Origin of the sequence: Flavobacterium sp. (assembly GCF_024710485.1) — a bacterium.
Classification (GTDB): Bacteria; Bacteroidota; Bacteroidia; order Flavobacteriales; family Flavobacteriaceae; genus Flavobacterium.
On record NZ_JANJUQ010000030.1, the window covers coordinates 96,980 to 113,271 of the forward strand.

General features: G+C 39.4%; 17 protein-coding genes. 6 read left to right on the forward strand and 11 right to left on the reverse strand.

Annotation, left to right across the window (positions count from 1 at the left end; all coding sequences use genetic code 11):
- The first annotated feature begins 56 nt into the window (after positions 1–56).
- From aroC to Q0M21_RS07140, 3 genes are all read left to right on the forward strand, one after another.
- Positions 57–1,121, forward strand: a complete 1,065-nt coding sequence (aroC, locus tag Q0M21_RS07130; RefSeq protein ID WP_295336283.1) for a chorismate synthase — start codon at positions 57–59, stop codon at positions 1,119–1,121.
- The gene (locus Q0M21_RS07135) at positions 1,122–2,378 is read left to right on the forward strand and encodes a cation:dicarboxylase symporter family transporter (RefSeq protein WP_295336286.1); all 1,257 of its coding nucleotides are present in this window, start codon (positions 1,122–1,124) and stop codon (positions 2,376–2,378) included.
- An 80-nt stretch (positions 2,379–2,458) separates the two neighbouring features.
- Complete coding sequence (locus Q0M21_RS07140; RefSeq protein ID WP_295336289.1) at positions 2,459–3,517, forward strand: T9SS type A sorting domain-containing protein; 1,059 nt, start codon at positions 2,459–2,461, stop codon at positions 3,515–3,517.
- A gap of 38 nt (positions 3,518–3,555) precedes the next feature.
- Here the strand turns inward: Q0M21_RS07140 and Q0M21_RS07145 are convergent, their stop codons facing one another.
- The 3 genes from Q0M21_RS07145 to Q0M21_RS07155 form a co-directional block, all read right to left on the reverse strand.
- Entirely contained in the window at positions 3,556–3,693 is a 138-nt protein-coding gene (locus Q0M21_RS07145) for a hypothetical protein (RefSeq protein ID WP_295336292.1), read from the reverse strand.
- Between the two features lie 61 nt (positions 3,694–3,754).
- Positions 3,755–4,177: a thiol-disulfide oxidoreductase DCC family protein gene (locus Q0M21_RS07150; RefSeq protein ID WP_295336295.1), complete on the reverse strand. Its 423-nt coding sequence runs from the start codon at positions 4,175–4,177 to the stop codon at positions 3,755–3,757.
- A 2-nt stretch (positions 4,178–4,179) separates the two neighbouring features.
- Positions 4,180–6,348 carry a DNA mismatch repair protein MutS gene (locus Q0M21_RS07155; protein WP_295336452.1) on the reverse strand — a complete coding sequence of 723 codons (2,169 nt, stop codon included), beginning with the start codon at positions 6,346–6,348 and terminating at the stop codon, positions 4,180–4,182.
- A gap of 83 nt (positions 6,349–6,431) precedes the next feature.
- On the opposite strand from Q0M21_RS07155, the gene ung reads away from it, so the two are divergent.
- On the forward strand, positions 6,432–7,097 hold the full coding sequence (ung, locus tag Q0M21_RS07160; protein WP_295336298.1) for a uracil-DNA glycosylase: 666 nt from the start codon (positions 6,432–6,434) through the stop codon (positions 7,095–7,097).
- Position 7,098: 1 nt separating this feature from the next.
- Here the strand turns inward: ung and Q0M21_RS07165 are convergent, their stop codons facing one another.
- From Q0M21_RS07165 to Q0M21_RS07200, 8 genes are all read right to left on the reverse strand, one after another.
- Positions 7,099–7,695: a hypothetical protein gene (locus Q0M21_RS07165; protein WP_295336300.1), complete on the reverse strand. Its 597-nt coding sequence runs from the start codon at positions 7,693–7,695 to the stop codon at positions 7,099–7,101.
- A gap of 10 nt (positions 7,696–7,705) precedes the next feature.
- Positions 7,706–8,275, reverse strand: a complete 570-nt coding sequence (locus Q0M21_RS07170) for a hypothetical protein (RefSeq protein WP_295336304.1) — start codon at positions 8,273–8,275, stop codon at positions 7,706–7,708.
- A 66-nt stretch (positions 8,276–8,341) separates the two neighbouring features.
- Complete coding sequence (locus Q0M21_RS07175) at positions 8,342–9,274, reverse strand: transglutaminase (protein WP_295336307.1); 933 nt, start codon at positions 9,272–9,274, stop codon at positions 8,342–8,344.
- A gap of 16 nt (positions 9,275–9,290) precedes the next feature.
- On the reverse strand, positions 9,291–10,142 hold the full coding sequence (locus tag Q0M21_RS07180) for a substrate-binding domain-containing protein (RefSeq protein WP_295336309.1): 852 nt from the start codon (positions 10,140–10,142) through the stop codon (positions 9,291–9,293).
- A 51-nt stretch (positions 10,143–10,193) separates the two neighbouring features.
- Positions 10,194–10,730 carry a GNAT family N-acetyltransferase gene (locus Q0M21_RS07185; RefSeq protein WP_295336312.1) on the reverse strand — a complete coding sequence of 179 codons (537 nt, stop codon included), beginning with the start codon at positions 10,728–10,730 and terminating at the stop codon, positions 10,194–10,196.
- A gap of 128 nt (positions 10,731–10,858) precedes the next feature.
- Positions 10,859–11,725 carry a nucleoside phosphorylase gene (locus Q0M21_RS07190; protein WP_295336314.1) on the reverse strand — a complete coding sequence of 289 codons (867 nt, stop codon included), beginning with the start codon at positions 11,723–11,725 and terminating at the stop codon, positions 10,859–10,861.
- A 63-nt stretch (positions 11,726–11,788) separates the two neighbouring features.
- Positions 11,789–12,121, reverse strand: coding sequence for a translation initiation factor (locus Q0M21_RS07195; protein ID WP_295336317.1), 333 nt, complete (start codon positions 12,119–12,121; stop codon positions 11,789–11,791).
- A gap of 156 nt (positions 12,122–12,277) precedes the next feature.
- On the reverse strand, positions 12,278–13,228 hold the full coding sequence (locus Q0M21_RS07200; protein WP_295336320.1) for a 2-oxoglutarate and iron-dependent oxygenase domain-containing protein: 951 nt from the start codon (positions 13,226–13,228) through the stop codon (positions 12,278–12,280).
- Between the two features lie 203 nt (positions 13,229–13,431).
- Between Q0M21_RS07200 and Q0M21_RS07205 the strand changes: the two genes are divergently transcribed.
- Complete coding sequence (locus Q0M21_RS07205) at positions 13,432–14,163, forward strand: T9SS type A sorting domain-containing protein (RefSeq protein WP_295336323.1); 732 nt, start codon at positions 13,432–13,434, stop codon at positions 14,161–14,163.
- A gap of 139 nt (positions 14,164–14,302) precedes the next feature.
- Positions 14,303–16,279, forward strand: a complete 1,977-nt coding sequence (locus Q0M21_RS07210; RefSeq protein ID WP_295336326.1) for a dehydrogenase E1 component subunit alpha/beta — start codon at positions 14,303–14,305, stop codon at positions 16,277–16,279.
- Positions 16,280–16,292 lie beyond the last annotated feature (13 nt).

Sequence of the window (16,292 nt, forward strand, 5' to 3'; positions counted from 1 at the left end):
ATAATAATCTTTTGCACTTTTAAACTTTGCCCTATATTTGTTTAAAATCGATAAACATGGCCGGAAACAGTTACGGAACTCTTTTTAAAGTCACCACTTTCGGAGAATCTCACGGAGAAGCTTTAGGAGGAATTATCGATGGCTGTCCACCCGGAGTAGCGTTAAATTTTGAAGCCATTCAAGCCGAAATGCAGCGCAGAAAGCCCGGACAGTCGGCCATAGTTACCCAACGAAAAGAAGCCGATGAAGTACAGTTTTTATCCGGAATTTTTGAAGGAAAAACGACAGGCACACCAATCGGTTTTATCATCCCGAATACCAATCAAAAATCGGATGATTATACGCATATCAAAGATTCGTATCGACCGAGCCATGCCGATTATGTGTATGAAAAAAAATACGGCATTCGTGATTACCGCGGCGGCGGAAGAAGTTCGGCCAGAGAAACTGCTTGTAGAGTAGTAGCCGGAGCGGTTGCTAAACAATTATTGCCTTCGGTAAAAATAAACGCTTTTGTATCATCTGTTGGGACTATTTTTATAGACAAACCATATCAGGACTTAGATTTTTCGCTAACAGAAAGCAATGCTGTTCGTTGTCCCGATTTAGAGACAGCAGCTAAAATGGAAAACTATATCAAGAGCATTCGCAAAGAAGGCGATACGGTTGGCGGAACTATCACTTGTGTTATTCAAAATGTTCCTGTCGGATTAGGTGAACCTGTTTTTGACAAATTGCATGCCGAATTGGGCAAAGCAATGTTGTCAATCAATGCTGTAAAAGGATTCGAATATGGTAGCGGATTTTGCGGTGCACAAATGAAAGGCAGTGAACACAACGATCTTTACAACGATGACGGATCTACCAAGACCAATCTTTCCGGTGGTATTCAGGGCGGAATTTCTAACGGGATGGATATCTATTTCCGAGTAGCTTTCAAACCGGTTGCCACTTTGATGCAAGAGCAGGAAGTTTTAACCAATCAAAATACTATTGTCACACAGCAAGGGAAAGGACGTCATGATCCTTGTGTGGTGCCGAGAGCGGTACCCATTGTGGAAGCTATGGCTGCCTTAGTTTTGGCTGATTTTTATTTACTAAACAAAACCTATCAAAAATAAATGGACACAACAGAAACGTCGAAAAAGTCAATACTTTCTAATCTTACTTTTCAAATTTTAATTGCCGTAGTACTTGGTGCCTTGTTGGGAGTCTTTGTTTTTAAAAATTTTGACGAAACTTTCCGAGAGTCTTTCAGCAAGAATATTAAGTTGCTAGCAACCATATTTATTCGGCTGGTACAGATGATTATTGCACCTTTAGTCTTTACTACTTTGGTGGTAGGAATTGCCAAATTAGGCGATATCAAATCGGTAGGACGAATAGGAGGTAGGGCTTTGGGCTGGTTTTTTTCCGCATCATTTATTTCTTTGTTGATAGGAATGTTTTGGGTAAATCTATTAGAACCCGGAAAGAATATTCAATTACCAAATCTTGATCCTAATAAAGCCTCAGAGATTGTACAAAAAACGGAAGGTTTTTCTGCTCAGAATTTTATAGAGCATATCATTCCTAAAAGTGTGGTTGAAGCTATGGCTACTAATGAAATTTTGCAGATAGTAATTTTCTCTATTTTCTTCGGGTTAGCCGCTGCATCCATAGGTTCGCATGCAAAACCGGTTATCAATGCTTTGGATAAAACATCACACATTATTTTGAAAATGGTGAACTATGTAATGAAGTTTGCTCCTTTCGGTGTTTTTGGTGCTATAGCTAGTGTTTTGGCCATGATTGATTTTTGGGAATTGATTAAAACTTACATTTACTTCTTTGGTTCGTTTTTGGTTGGAATAGCCTCTTTGTGGGTTGTGCTATTGTTTGTTGGTTATTTGTTCTTGAAAGGGCACATGACAACGCTCTTGAAGCGAATCATGAGTCCGTTAGTAATTGCTTTCGGTACAACGAGTAGTGAAGCGGTTTTTCCCAAACTAACAGAAGAGTTGGAGCGATTTGGCGTTAAAGACAAAATTGTTTCTTTCATGTTGCCTTTAGGATATTCTTTTAATCTTGACGGTAGTATGATGTATATGACATTCGCCAGTATTTTTATTGCACAAGCCTACGGTATTCCATTGGATACCGGAACCCAAATGACAATGTTGTTAGTTTTAATGTTAACCAGTAAAGGGATTGCAGGAGTTCCCCGAGCCAGTTTAGTTGTTGTGGCTGCTACTTGCGGGATGTTTGATATTCCTGAAGTAGGCATTGCTTTGATTCTCCCGATAGATCATTTTTGTGATATGTTCCGAAGTGCTACCAATGTATTGGGCAATGCCATTGCAACAAGTGTTGTAGGTAAATGGGAAAAGGATAGTTAAGGATAGGAAAAAAGAAAGTTAAATTATGCCAGATTATAATTAACTTTAATATATTTGCTTAACAATTAAAAAACTATTTTATGAAAAAACTTTTACTTTCTTTGACTCTTTTAGGAGGTTTATTTGTATCCAATGCTCAGACAATTCAATCTGATGACTTCAATGGTCTAACAATTGGAAACATTGGTACAGATTTAACAGGTACAACAGCCGGGCAAGGCTCTTGGTTGACTTTTTCTAACAATGGAACTGATCCTACAACTACAACCAATTCAGCGAGTTCTAATTTTCAAATTATTGCCGCAGGAAATAATGCTACTAAAGGTTTGCAAATTGTTGGTCCAAATGGAAATAAAGGTGTAAGATATATGTGGAAAGATGGTCTTCCTACTGCTTGGGCAGCAAGAACAGCCGGAAACGAAATAATTGAAGTTGAGGTAGATTTTTTCACTGGAGCCACAACAACCAGCACCGGATTTACAGGGGTTTATTTATATGATCCAACTTTTGAAATCATTAATGGATTAATTTACACCAATAATACAAGATTATTAAGAGGTGTTGCAAAATTGAATAATGCCGGTACAGTTGATACATACACTGTTAATTTAGCTACTGGTGGTTTAATTTTACAAGCCAACACTTGGTACAGAATTGGATTTGGTTACAACACTACTACTGGTCAGCCAACGTGGAGAGTTAATACTATGACTGATACTGCTACTATTGCTAATACTTTTTGGGCAGGAGGTGCTGATTTAGCTGATCCGGGTGAGTTAGATTTAGCTTCTGAGGCAAACACTACAAACGCTGCATCTTTCAGCGGTGTTTTTGATAATTTTGTAATGAGAGCTTCTGCTACTGATACGCTTTTAGGAGTTAACGATTTATCAGTTTCTAATGATACATTTGTTGTTTATCCAAACCCGGTAGACAATGTTGTGAACATTTCTCTTATGAGTAACACTTTTGATGTTGAAATCAACAAAGTGAGAATTTCTGACGTTAATGGAAGAACTGTAAAAGAATTCAATTCTAATTTAAATCAGTTGAATATTGCAGATTTGAACTCTGGAGTTTATTTCTTAAACATTGAAACAGCAAACGGAAAAGCTACTAAGAAAATTGTAAAACAATAATTTTACATTTCTCTATAAAGAAAAACGACTAAGGAAACTTAGTCGTTTTTTTTATTCTTACTATTCATCATCAGGAGTATGGCGCCTACCAACCCGATGATGACTAAGGTAAATACGCCTACCATAATGAAGGCACCGTTGTCCCAAGAATACAAGGAAATGTTTTGTGATGTCATGACTTATCGATTAGAGTTTATCAAAATTACTTTGATAAATTCTAATACGGTATGATAATTATCATGCCAGAAATTTTGCTGCCAATTCAGGTGTAGGCATCATACAACTTTCTTTTTTGCCATACCAACGGTAACGATTTTTGGCGATGTAATCATAAACCGTGTTCGAAATAAACTTTGGGAGTATTTGCAAGATGTTAAGCAGCTGATACAAACCTCCAAATTCATTTATTATTTTCAATGCAGCTTCTGCTTTGTAAAAATAGGCTTTACCGGGTTCATAAAGCACCATACTGTCGGTATGCTCACGATTAATGCCAATATGATTCAAAATCTTATTGCCCAAATCAGATTGCAGCGGTACAAAACGAAATACGTCTTTGGTATCCCGTTTAATAACAAACTGTACTGAGGCGTTGCAAAGATTACAAACCCCGTCATAGAGTATAATTTTCTTGTCTTTGGGTAATTCGTTAATTTCCATCATCAATGGGCTTGAACAAATTCTAATTCTTCTAAACTGACTTTAGAAGTAAAGATGCCGTAATTCACCACGGCTTTATTTTTCTCAATTTTATCAATGGTACCAATCGATTTTCCGTCAACCATGCGAACCCTGTCTCCAATTTTTAAAACCACTTTTGGTTTTTCGGTTTCGAGCTTTTGCGCTTTAATCTTCTTTTCCTTTTTGGCTACTCGAATTTCTTCTACTTTGACTTTAACTTCTTCCACCACTTTTTTCTGGATAATCTCCTTTTCTTTTTTCTCTTTGGCTGTGGCTTTTTTGCGTTTGGAGTTTTCAATTTCCACCAATTTCAAAAATTCTCCAATCAATACTTTTTTGTCTTTGTTGTTAAAGTATTTCTCGGATAAATCATCTATTTTCTGCCCGATGTAAATCAGCCGTTGATTGGCATCATACAATTCTTGATAGCGCTCCAATTTTTCCTGAATCTTAGCATTAATGGTTTCCATTTTTTTGCTTTCTTCACGGGCTTTGATTTCTTCTTCTTTTAAGGTTAGCGAGGTCTTTTCGAGTTTGGAACGCTCTTTTTGCAAGGTGGCTATTGTTTTGTCGAAACGCACTTTTCCACCTTCAATTTTTTTCTTGGCCCGATTGATTAATCCGTAGGGTATACCGTTCTTTTGCGCTACTTCAAAGGTGAAAGAACTTCCGGCCTGCCCTAAAATTAATTTGTACAAAGGTTCTAATGATTTTTCATCGAAAAGCATGTTGGCGTTGGAAGCAAACGGTAATTCGTTGGCCAATATTTTCAAATTGGAATAATGCGTGGTGATAATCCCAAAGGCTTCCCGATGGTAGAATTCTTCTAAAAAGGTTTCTGCCAAAGCGCCTCCCAATTCAGGGTCGGAACCGGTTCCGAATTCATCGATCAAGAACAAGGTTTTGGCGTTGCATTTTTTCAAAAAGTAATTCATGTTCTTCAATCGGTAACTGTAAGTGCTCAAATGGTTTTCAATCGATTGATTGTCGCCTATGTCCGTTAGAATTCTGTCAAATAAAAAGGTTTCGCTTCGTTCGTGTACCGGAATCAGAATCCCGCATTGAAACATCAATTGCAGTAAGCCGACTGTTTTTAACGAAATGGTTTTACCGCCGGCATTCGGTCCCGAAATCACGATAATCCGACTGTCGTTTTTCAATTCAATGGTTTGCGGAAATGTTTTTTCCTTTTTCTCCAAATTGTTCAAAAACAATATCGGATGATAAGCTTCGCGGAAAAACAAACGCTTTTCCTCAGTAATGTTAGGCAATAATGCATTGATTTTACGCGCATATTTGGCTTTTGCAGCCACTACGTCGATATCACTCAGAAAGTCTTGGTATTGCTTTAGTAAATCAACATAAGGCCTAATTTCATGGGAAAGTTTCTTTAAAATTCGAGTGATTTCCTCTCTTTCTTCGTATTCTAAATTGTTCAATTCTCTCGAATAGCGCAGCGTAGCTTCGGGTTCAATGTAAGCGATGCTACCGGTTTTAGAACTGCCTAAAATGGAACCTTTGACTTTTCTTCTATACATGGCCAAAACTGCCAAAACCCGTCGGTTTTCAACGATACTTTCTTTAATCTCATCCAAATAGCCTAAGCTGTTGTATTGGCTTAATGCCTGACCGAAACTTTGGTTGACTTTTCCGCGAACCACATTCATATCGCGGCGGATGTTAATCAAATCGGGCGAAGCATTGTCTTTGATTTCCCCGTATTTGTCAACTACTTCATCAATTTTTTGTGTGATGTATTTGGTGTATTCAATTTGGGCTGCTTTCTCGTTTAATTTCGGATAGTAATCGTGAAATTTCTTCAGAAACAATAACAATACATTCACAGTTTCAGACAGCGTAGCGATTTTACGAAAACTACTCACTTCCAAAAAACTGTCTTCAATGGCTAAAAACTTTAAATCTTGGGTGATATTTTCGAAACCGTGGTTGGGAATGGCGTTGTTATTGGTGAACGACGACAAGTACTCCGAGGTTTGTAAAAGCTCGTTCATCAAAGTGGCTTTGTCTTTGAAAGGAACAATGTCGAGTGCTTTTTGTTTGCCGATTTCGGTATTGCATCGGTCGGATATGGTTTGCAGGACCGTATTGAATTCTAAATCTTGTAATGTTTTCTCAGTAATCGCTATCATGCTTTCAGGTCTATGCTTCAAAGTTACAAAGGTTAAAAGCCATATTGCAACAGAAAATACTATTTTTGGTAAAATTTTATGAGATGTTAATCAAAATGGAGCCGACTTGGCAGGAACAACTTTACGGCGAATTTAACCAACCTTATTTTCACCGATTGGTAGCCTTCGTGAAAGAAGAATATGCCACCAAAAGATGCTTTCCCAAAGGGAGTCAAATATTTGCTGCTTTTGACCATTGTCCGTTTGACAAGGTGAATGTAGTCATTATCGGTCAAGATCCTTATCACGGTTTGGGCCAAGCTAACGGTTTGTGTTTTTCGGTAAACGATGGGATTGCTTTTCCGCCTTCGCTTCAAAATATTTTCAAAGAAATTGAGTCCGATTTGCAAATTCCGTTTCCCATCAGCGGTAATTTGGAACGTTGGGCCGACCAAGGGGTTTTGTTGCTCAATGCTACCTTAACCGTAAGGGAAAGCGAGGCGGGAAGCCACCAAAATCAGGGTTGGGAAACCTTTACCGATGCGGTAATTCAGAAAATATCCGACACTAAAGAGAATGTGGTTTTTTTACTTTGGGGCGGATTTGCCAAAAAGAAAGGCGCTAAAATCAATCGAAACAAACACCATGTTTTAGAAACCGGACACCCATCGCCCTTAAGTGCTAATAGAGGCTTATGGTTCGGCAATCAGCATTTCAGTAAAACCAATCAATATTTAGAAAGTCTCGGAAAAGAGCCTATTCGTTGGTAATTTAGTTTACGGTAAAATAATAATATCCGTTGTTATCTAAATTAGAAACAGCCGCATTGATATTTACAATCAAGTCTTTAGGAGCACTCAAGGAAACCATCTCTACACTGTTAGCAGAAGAACTGTTGTATCCGAAAGAGAGACGATAATTCCCGGCGTTTAACAACGGAAAGCCAACGTTATAACGATAATATTCTTCAGTAGTGTTGTATTCACAAACACCGTAAACATAAGCGCCGTTTTGTGCATTTCCGGAAATGATATCTAGTTGGTTATCATTCACCGTTACCACTTCCCAATCGGTAGCGTTAATTTTTCGCTCAATCACATACGAAAAAACAAACTGTGAGGCATTCCCGGTAGTTTTGTAAATGTCTAAAAGTGCGGTTTGCGTTTGTCCGGGTTCCGGAATGTATCTTGCCAAATCAGCTTTAACGTATAAATAATCACCAACGGTATAAGTAGATTGCGTTTCAATCCTTACGATATTATTACCGCCTTCTACATAAATGGTTTTATAGAAATCGTCATCGTTGGTGTCGCAGTTGGAAAATAAAAGACCAACAAACAATAATGCTGCATAGTGTAATTTTTTCATCTTTCTTTTTTTAAAAACGATAGCCTAAGTTAAAACCGACTCTGGAAATTACATCCGGACTCTTATCGCGATTGGTTAAATTAGAACCGAAACCGGCTAAGAATTCTACCAAAAAGGCTTCTTTGATATACAATTTGTATCCCAAGCCACCGCCCAAACCAAAATCGGAATATGCTGATTTTTTGGTGGTGTAGTAGCCATTCAAATTGTTATCGACCAAACGAATAATCTCTTTGTAATCACCACCGTTGTAGGAAGCAAACACTTCCGCAAAATAAAAACTGGTCTTGCCTTTTGACAATTGGTATCTCACATACGGATTGAATTCAAATTTCGGGACATTATTGCGGTATCCTCTTTCAAAATCATCATTCAATTTACCACTATCCGAAAAATTTAAGTTGAAACCCGTCGAAAAGGCTCCGCCGAAAAAGCGTTCATAACTGAAACTGGCTTTTTGCCAAACCAAGGCAGACAATACATCTACTCGGAATTCATTTTTTTTGTTGTCAATAGCCGCACTTTCTTGCGCTTGAGTTGCCGTAGAAAGCAACAGCAACAGCAGTAAAACTTTTTTCATATGGGTTAGTTTAACGGAAACGAATATACTAAATAAACCAGTTGTTTAAAATATTTTAAGGAAGATTTATTCCAGTGTTAAAGCCCCTAAAATTTCTTCATTCATGAACGGTCCGCCGGGGTATTTGGCGGTGTAATCCAAGTTAAGCCAAATGTTTCCTCTTTCGTCAATGTGGTAATTAATAGTTTGATTTTTACTTTCCGTAGGGAACAATACTTTCTTAATGACGTAATTAATCTGTTCTAAATCTTTTTGGGTACCAATGTAAAGCTCCGGATAAATATGGCCTTTGGTATGGATCAATCGGGTAGTGCCGCCAATCGATTTGATGCAAGCCACCATAAAAATCGAATGGTCATCGCAGTCTCCGGAAAGGTATTGTAAAGACTCAGTTGCTTTGGCAATATAGTCCCGTCCTTTGGGATCGCTGACGTAGTTCCACCGGGTATTAATTTCTTTAAAAATCGCAAAAGATTGGACGATGGTATGGATTTCGTGATAGCCTTTTACCTCTCTGAAGTGTTTGCTCGTTGCCATAATGGCGAAGTTCCGAATCCTGGGATTTTGGTATTCTACAGCATCCAAGATTTTGGATTTGTTCGGAAATGGCAGTAACTTAGAAATGATAATGTCCTGCGGATATGGATTTTCGCTCATGGTGTAAACCATTGAACGGTAGTCTTCAAAAACACTTTGGAAACCGTATTTTCCGGATAAAGTACCGAACAGCAATAAGATGAAATAAAGAATCACCGAGATTAATGTTACCCTTCTTAAAGCTCTTAATAAGAGTTGGATAACTGCTAAAATGACAATGAAAAGCAAAACGCGGTCGAAGTGGTTCGCCCAGTCTAAAACCACTAAGTTTTGGTGGGCAATGATAAAAATCGGAATGGTAATCAGGATGTTCAAGACAAAAATGATAATCATGTCCCAAGGACTTTTTATCCTGAACTTTTCTTTAAGTTGCTGATACGTAAGATTTCCCGGTTTTATCATGTTGCCATGGCAAAAGCTAAACGGCTTTTACTATTTCAGCAAAAGTACCTTTTTTCTCGATAATTTTGAGGTCAAATAATTGATTTTGAATTTTGTTTAACACTTTTTCCTCTAAGGGTTTTTGTGCCCATTTGGTGAGTGATAACCAAGTTTGAATGTCTTCTAACTTTTGGTTGTATTTAGTCGCTAAAGTGCGATCAATGCTCGGAATTTCCTTAAATTCAATCGTAGTATTATTGATTATTTCCAGTAATAAAGCCACGGTTTGGCGATTGTTTTCGAGAAACTCGTTGCGTATGGCAATTACAAAGCAAGGCCAAGGTGTGGGGCAATCGGCTACGTGTCGAAAGATACCTTTGTCAACCAAAGGCTGAGTCATAAAACGTTCCCACATAAAGTAATCGGCTTTCCCATGGGTTAAAGCTTCCACAGCGCCGTCTATGGTATTAACTACTTCAAATTGCAACGTTTCGGTGTTCCAGTGTTGGTTTTGTGCGTTGACATAAGCCATCAAGTGTGACCCTGAGCCATAGCGTGAAATGGCCACTTTGGTGTTTTCTAAATCGGATAAAGTTTGGTATTGGGATTCCGCTGCAACGTGGATTCCCCAGATAAGCGGACTATCCACATAAGTCTGAACAATCGAACTCGGATTACCGCCAACGATGTCTTTAACAATGCCTTCGGTTAAAATCACCGCGATGTCGGTTTCATTATCGCGCAACAGTTGGCACATTTTTCCGGTACCTTCGGGTACATCAGTCCATTGCAAATCGATGCCGACTTCCTCAAACTCGCCATTGTCCAAGCATAAATGCCAAGGTAAATTGAAATGTTCCGGTACGCCGGCTATTCTGACTGTTTTCATAGTAGGATAATGTCTTTATATCTGTAATCTGAATATCTGTAATCCGAAAATCTATCTAACATGCGGATTCTCCATTTGCCACCATTTCCAGGTAGCGCCGTCTTTATCGGTGTAATCTTCCATGAATTGCATCCCGATTTTTTGCAGAATGTGATTGGAAGCGCCATTGTCAAAATGCGTGTACGCATTCATCTTGTCGATGTTCATTTTTTTGAAACCGTAATCCAACCAGGCATAAGAGGCTTCCGTGGCATAGCCTTTGCCCCAAAATGGTTCTGCCAAGCGATAGCCGTAATCGTAAAAATTAGTGTTGCCGTTTTCTGTGTGGTCGTCTACGAATTTAATTCCGGTCCAGCCAATAAACTCTCCGGTTTCTTTTAGAATAGTAGCAAATCGACCGATGTTGTTTCTTTTGTATTGCTCGTTAACGTAGTGAATCACTTTGATGACTTCCTCTACTTTTTGTACCGGAGTTTGCCAAAGGTATTTGTGCACTTCCGGATTTTTATCCATAGCAAACATGGCTTCCGCATCGGAAAGTTCTAGCGGACGCAGGAGTAAGCGGTCGGTTTCTAAAATTAAATTCATGACAAGATGGTTTCATAGCCCCGATGGAAGCGGCATCCTTTTTTACCGGTTCTCGATACATCCTGAAATAGTACACCGGAACTGACGGTAAAAAAGATACAGCGGACAGCGGGAAATAGCTCCTGAAATTATTCGGCTAACTTATTTAAGGCGTAGGCAATTAATGCGTCTACAGCTTTGTACGGATCTTCGCTGAAGTTTCCGGTGGCGCGGTTGGCAATGATGGCGTTGAGCGACAAACACTCGTGGCCCAACAGTTTGCCCAAACCATAGATGGCTCCGGTTTCCATTTCGAGGTTGGTCATTTTGATGCCTTCGAACTCGAAGCTGTCCATTTTAGCATTGAGTTCCGGATCTTGGATTTCCAAGCGCAATACGCGGCCTTGCGGTCCGTAAAAACCGCCGGCAGTTCCGGTAAATCCTTTGAATATTTGATCGCTTTCCATTCTTTTTTCCAGCGTTTCCGAGCAAGCAATAACATAAGGACGGCCTTTTCGCATGTCCCAATTGGTCTGACTGATAAAGGCGTCTTCCATGGCTTTTTCCGAAATGTCGTCGATTAAATAGGAGCGAAGCATGTTGTCTAAGCCTAATCCGTACCGACTCATCACAAAACTGTCACACGGAATATCGGCTTGCAACGAACCCGAAGTTCCGATGCGGATAATGTTGAGCGACGTCAGGTTTTCTTTTGGTTTACGCGTTTCTAAGTCGATGTTGACCAACGCATCAAGCTCATTCATAACAATATCAATATTGTCCGGACCGATACCGGTTGACATGACAGTCATTTTTTTGCCTTTGAAGTAACCGGTTTGGGTTTTGAATTCGCGCTTTTGCGTCGAAAATTCGATGCTGTCAAAGAATTGTGTAATTTTTTCTACGCGGTTTTGATCGCCAACGAAGATGATGTCGTGGGCAATATGTTCCGGTTTTAAGTTGAGATGGTAAACACTGCCATCCGGGTTTAATATTAATTCTGAAGATTGTATCATAATTTTTTGTTTCGAGTTATGGTTTGCGGGTTTCGGGTTCCGAGTTTTAAACTTGAAACCGGTTTATCCGCCTACGCGTTTGGTTTTGAATCCTTTCTCTTGCAGGATTTTCATGATTTTGTCGCGGTAATCGCCTTGTATGATGATGGCTCCGTCTTTGAATGTACCGCCGACACTGAGTTTGGTTTTGATTTCTTTAGCTAAGATTTTAAAATCTTCGTCACTGCCTTCGTAGCCTTCAATAATGGTAGTGGCTTTGCCTTTGCGTTTTTCGTATTTGCAAATCATGGGTTCTTTTTGGATAAAGAGCTCGTGATTTTCAGCTACTGTTTCTTCCGTCTCATTGGAAGGTTCGTGATCGGGGAATAATTTCTTGAGTTGTTCTTGTAAGTCCATTTATCGATAAAGGTACTAAGGTTCTGAGTTGCTAAGGTCCTAAGGTTTTTTACCTGAGTTCCTCAGTGCCTTAGCACCTTGGCGTCCTAATAAAAAACCAAAAAAGACATCAAGTTGGAAAACTCAATGTCTTTGATGAAATTATTGAATTAACCTTTACTTTTTGAGTCCTAATTCTACCAAACGTTCGTCCAAGTATTCTCCAGCTGTAATATCGTCGAATGCTTTCGGATGATCGGCATCGATACATTTTTCCAAACAATTCAGAGGCATATCGCTTACCGGATGCATAAAGAACGGAATAGAGTAACGTGACGTTCCCCACAATTCTCTTGGTGGATTCACTACTTGGTGGATGGTTGATTTTAATTTGTTATTGGTGTGACGGGACAACATGTCGCCTACATTAATCATCAACTCGTCCGGTTGCGCCATGGCATCAATCCATTCGCCATTGTGATTTTGTACTTGTAATCCTTTGCCTTGGGCACCCATTAACAACGTAATCAAGTTGATGTCACCATGAGCGGCAGCACGAACGGCGCCATCTTTAGGTTCGTCTGTAATAGGTGGATAATGAATTGGTCTTAAGATACTATTTCCGTCTTTAATGTAATTGTCGAAATAAAATTCATCCAAGCCAATGTATAAGGCTAAAGCGCGTAATACATACACGCCGGTTTTTTCTAACATTCTGTAAGCTTCTTTTCCGACTTCATTAAAATGAGGCAATTCGGCTACTTCTACATTGTCAGGATATTCGTTGGCGTATTTTGAGCCTTCACTCACATACTGCCCAAAGTGCCAAAACTCTTTTAAATCTCCGGCAGAGCGACCTTTAGCATGTTCTTTTCCGAAAGAAACATAACCTCTTTGTCCGCCAATTCCCGGAATTTCGTATTTGGCTTTGGTTTCCAATGGCAGGTTGAAGAAATTGCGCACTTCTGCATACAAGTCTTCTACCAATTTGTCATCTAAAAAATGACCTTTTAGTGCAACGAAGCCGATGTCTTCGTATGCTTTTCCGATTTCATTTACAAATTTTTGTTTACGTGCCGGATCGTCCGACAGGAAATCACGTAAGTCAACACTTGGAATTTGTTGCATACTACTAAAAAATTTTTGTTAATAACTCAGACTGAGGAAATCCCAATCATAACTACAAATGTAACTAAATTTTAATTAGAAAAAGTCAAAGTTATTAACAATTGTTGTCCTATTACGCGTTCATTTACAGATATTAAGACAGTCTTGCATTTTTAAATTAAATGGGTTACATTTGAAATGTTAACCTCCTAAAAAACAACCTCATGAGAAAACTTTACGCTTTATTTTTATTGATAACTGTTGGCTTGTATGGGCAAACTGGCAGTTTATGTACCGATCCCATAGTTATAAATAGTTTGCCTTACACCACTACAGACAATACGGCTAACTATGGTGATAATTACGATCCTCCGACAGCCACCCCAATTTCTTGTGGTGCAGGAACTTCTGGGAATTATTATCTTGGTGGAAATGACGTGATTTACGCTTACACTCCAACAGCAAACGGAAATATTTCCATACAATTGCCCTCTGCGCCAGGTTGGACCGGTCTTTTTGTGTATACCAGTTGTGCCGGTATAGGAGCTGCACCTTATGCTTGTAATTGCAGTTCGGCTGCCGGTAACAGAACTATTAATGATATGGCGGTTACGGCCGGGCAAACATATTATATCGTAATTTCTTCATGGCCATCGCCTCAAACCATTGCTTACACGTTAAATGTAACGCAAAGCAATTTGGATAACAGTGAATTTAATCCTAATAAAACGGTCACTTTGTATCCTAATCCGGTGCGACAAGAATTATTCGTGGAAACCGATGCATCGATTAAAAATGTCAGCATTATTTCGGTTAATGGACAACGTTTAGCGGCTAATTTAATCAATAACAATAGTATTAATGTTGACGGTTTGTCGGCCGGATTTTACATTTTAGAGATGACTACGGAAGAAGGACTACTATTGCGTAAAAATTTCATAAAAGCAGCCAATTAAAAAGCAGCATGATTGAACCGAAAACCCCGAGTATTGATTTGCTCGGGGTTTTTCTTTGGTAAAATTGGCTTAACTTTCCTTTAAAAACTACAACGATTGAAATCTGTTTTTATACTTTTGCAACACCAAAACAAACCCAATGAAATTCGATAGAAAAGAATTGTCCAATATCCAGTTGTTGGACTTGTATAAAAGATTACTCAAGCCCCGATTGATAGAAGAAAAAATGCTCATCTTGTTGCGTCAAGGGAAAGTGTCTAAATGGTTTTCGGGCATTGGTCAGGAAGCCATTTCAGTAGGAATTACGGCTGCGTTAGACCAAGATGAATATATTTTACCAATGCACCGCAATTTGGGTGTATTTACCGGGAGAGACATTCCATTGCACCGATTGTTTTCGCAATGGCAAGGAAAGAAAAGCGGTTTTACCAAAGGAAGAGACCGCAGTTTTCACTTTGGTACCCAAGAGTTTAAAATTATCGGAATGATTTCGCATCTCGGACCGCAAATGGGTGTAGCCGACGGTATCGCTTTAGCCAATAAACTCAAGCAAAACGGCAAAGTTACAGCTGTTTTTACCGGAGAAGGTGCTACTTCGGAAGGCGATTTTCATGAGGCATTGAATATAGCCGCTGTTTGGGATTTACCGGTAATGTTTGTGATTGAAAACAACGGTTATGGTTTATCAACACCGACCAACGAGCAATACCGCTGTGAAAACCTGGCTGACAAAGGCGTAGGCTATGGCATGGAAAGTCATATCATAGACGGTAACAATATATTAGAGGTTTATTTGAAAGTAGCTGAATTAAAAGCGTCGATGACAGTCAATCCTCGTCCGGTGTTGTTGGAGTTCAAAACCTTTAGAATGCGCGGTCACGAAGAAGCCAGTGGAACTAAATATGTACCTCAGGAGTTGATGGACATGTGGGCGATTAAAGATCCGATTGCCAATTACCGAGATTATTTGATGACAGTTGGTGTGCTTTCTGAAGAAATGGATGCCGAGTTTAAAGCTAATATCAAAGCCGAAATTGATGAACATTGGGCCATTACTGTCGCCGAACCTGAATGCGAAGCCAGTTTGGAAGAAGAACTCAATGATGTGTATGAACCATATACTTTTGAAGTCTTTGAACCTGGCGCAGAAAAAGAAAACATTCGTGTTATTGATGCCATTTCTTCGGCCTTACGCCAATCCATGGAACGCCATGAAAATTTGGTGATTATGGGACAAGATATTGCGGAATACGGAGGGGCCTTTAAAATTACCGATGGTTTTGTAGCGCAATTTGGCAAAGACCGCGTACGCAATACACCTATCTGTGAAAGTGCTGTAGTATCGGCGGCGAATGGATTATCTATAAATGGTCATAAGGCTGTAGTGGAAATGCAGTTTGCCGATTTCGTGTCTACTGGATTCAATCCGATAGTGAATTTATTGGCTAAACAACACTATCGTTGGGGCGAAAAATCGGATGTAGTAGTTCGTATGCCTTGTGGTGGCGGTACGCAAGCCGGACCGTTTCACTCACAAACCAACGAAGCTTGGTTTACCAAAACACCGGGCTTGAAAGTGGTTTATCCGGCGTTTCCGTATGATGCCAAAGGATTATTGAATACTGCCATTAACGATCCGAATCCGGTGATGTATTTTGAGCACAAACAATTGTACCGTTCCGTTTATCAAGAGGTTCCGACGGATTATTACACCATTCCTTTCGGGAAAGCCGCTTTATTGAAAGAAGGTACGCAAGTAACCGTTATTTCGTTCGGAGCCGGTGTGCATTGGGCTTTGGAAACCTTAGATAAACACCAGGATGTTAGTGCCGATTTGATTGACTTAAGAACATTACAACCTTTGGATACCGAAGCGATTTTTACTTCGGTTAAAAAGACAGGTAAAGTTATTATTCTTCAAGAAGATACTTTGTTTGGCGGAGTGGCAAGTGACATTTCGGCTATGGTTACCGAAGCCTGTTTTGAGTATTTGGATGCGCCTGTGCGAAGAGTAGGTAGTTTGGAAACGGCTATTCCTTTTGTGAAGCCATTAGAAGATCAGTATTTGCCTAAAGCTCGTTTTGAAACTTCATTACTTGAGCTTATAGCTTATTAACAACATATAGAGT

Bases quoted from the DNA above. Each gene is read 5' to 3' on its own strand.
- Q0M21_RS07185 (WP_295336312.1), bottom strand. From the start codon at position 10,730: ATGAATTTAATTTTAGAAACCGACCGCTTACTCCTGCGTCCGCTAGAA.
- Q0M21_RS07150 (WP_295336295.1), bottom strand. From the start codon at position 4,177: ATGGAAATTAACGAATTACCCAAAGACAAGAAAATTATACTCTATGAC.
- Q0M21_RS07155 (WP_295336452.1), bottom strand. From the start codon at position 6,348: ATGATAGCGATTACTGAGAAAACATTACAAGATTTAGAATTCAATACG.
- Q0M21_RS07190 (WP_295336314.1), bottom strand. From the start codon at position 11,725: ATGATACAATCTTCAGAATTAATATTAAACCCGGATGGCAGTGTTTAC.
- Q0M21_RS07170 (WP_295336304.1), bottom strand. From the start codon at position 8,275: ATGAAAAAAGTTTTACTGCTGTTGCTGTTGCTTTCTACGGCAACTCAA.
- aroC (WP_295336283.1), top strand. From the start codon at position 57: ATGGCCGGAAACAGTTACGGAACTCTTTTTAAAGTCACCACTTTCGGA.
- Q0M21_RS07140 (WP_295336289.1), top strand. From the start codon at position 2,459: ATGAAAAAACTTTTACTTTCTTTGACTCTTTTAGGAGGTTTATTTGTA.
- Q0M21_RS07165 (WP_295336300.1), bottom strand. From the start codon at position 7,695: ATGAAAAAATTACACTATGCAGCATTATTGTTTGTTGGTCTTTTATTT.
- Q0M21_RS07180 (WP_295336309.1), bottom strand. From the start codon at position 10,142: ATGAAAACAGTCAGAATAGCCGGCGTACCGGAACATTTCAATTTACCT.
- Q0M21_RS07210 (WP_295336326.1), top strand. From the start codon at position 14,303: ATGAAATTCGATAGAAAAGAATTGTCCAATATCCAGTTGTTGGACTTG.
- Q0M21_RS07145 (WP_295336292.1), bottom strand. From the start codon at position 3,693: ATGACATCACAAAACATTTCCTTGTATTCTTGGGACAACGGTGCCTTC.
- Q0M21_RS07205 (WP_295336323.1), top strand. From the start codon at position 13,432: ATGAGAAAACTTTACGCTTTATTTTTATTGATAACTGTTGGCTTGTAT.
- Q0M21_RS07135 (WP_295336286.1), top strand. From the start codon at position 1,122: ATGGACACAACAGAAACGTCGAAAAAGTCAATACTTTCTAATCTTACT.
- Q0M21_RS07195 (WP_295336317.1), bottom strand. From the start codon at position 12,121: ATGGACTTACAAGAACAACTCAAGAAATTATTCCCCGATCACGAACCT.
- ung (WP_295336298.1), top strand. From the start codon at position 6,432: ATGTTAATCAAAATGGAGCCGACTTGGCAGGAACAACTTTACGGCGAA.
- Q0M21_RS07200 (WP_295336320.1), bottom strand. From the start codon at position 13,228: ATGCAACAAATTCCAAGTGTTGACTTACGTGATTTCCTGTCGGACGAT.
- Q0M21_RS07175 (WP_295336307.1), bottom strand. From the start codon at position 9,274: ATGATAAAACCGGGAAATCTTACGTATCAGCAACTTAAAGAAAAGTTC.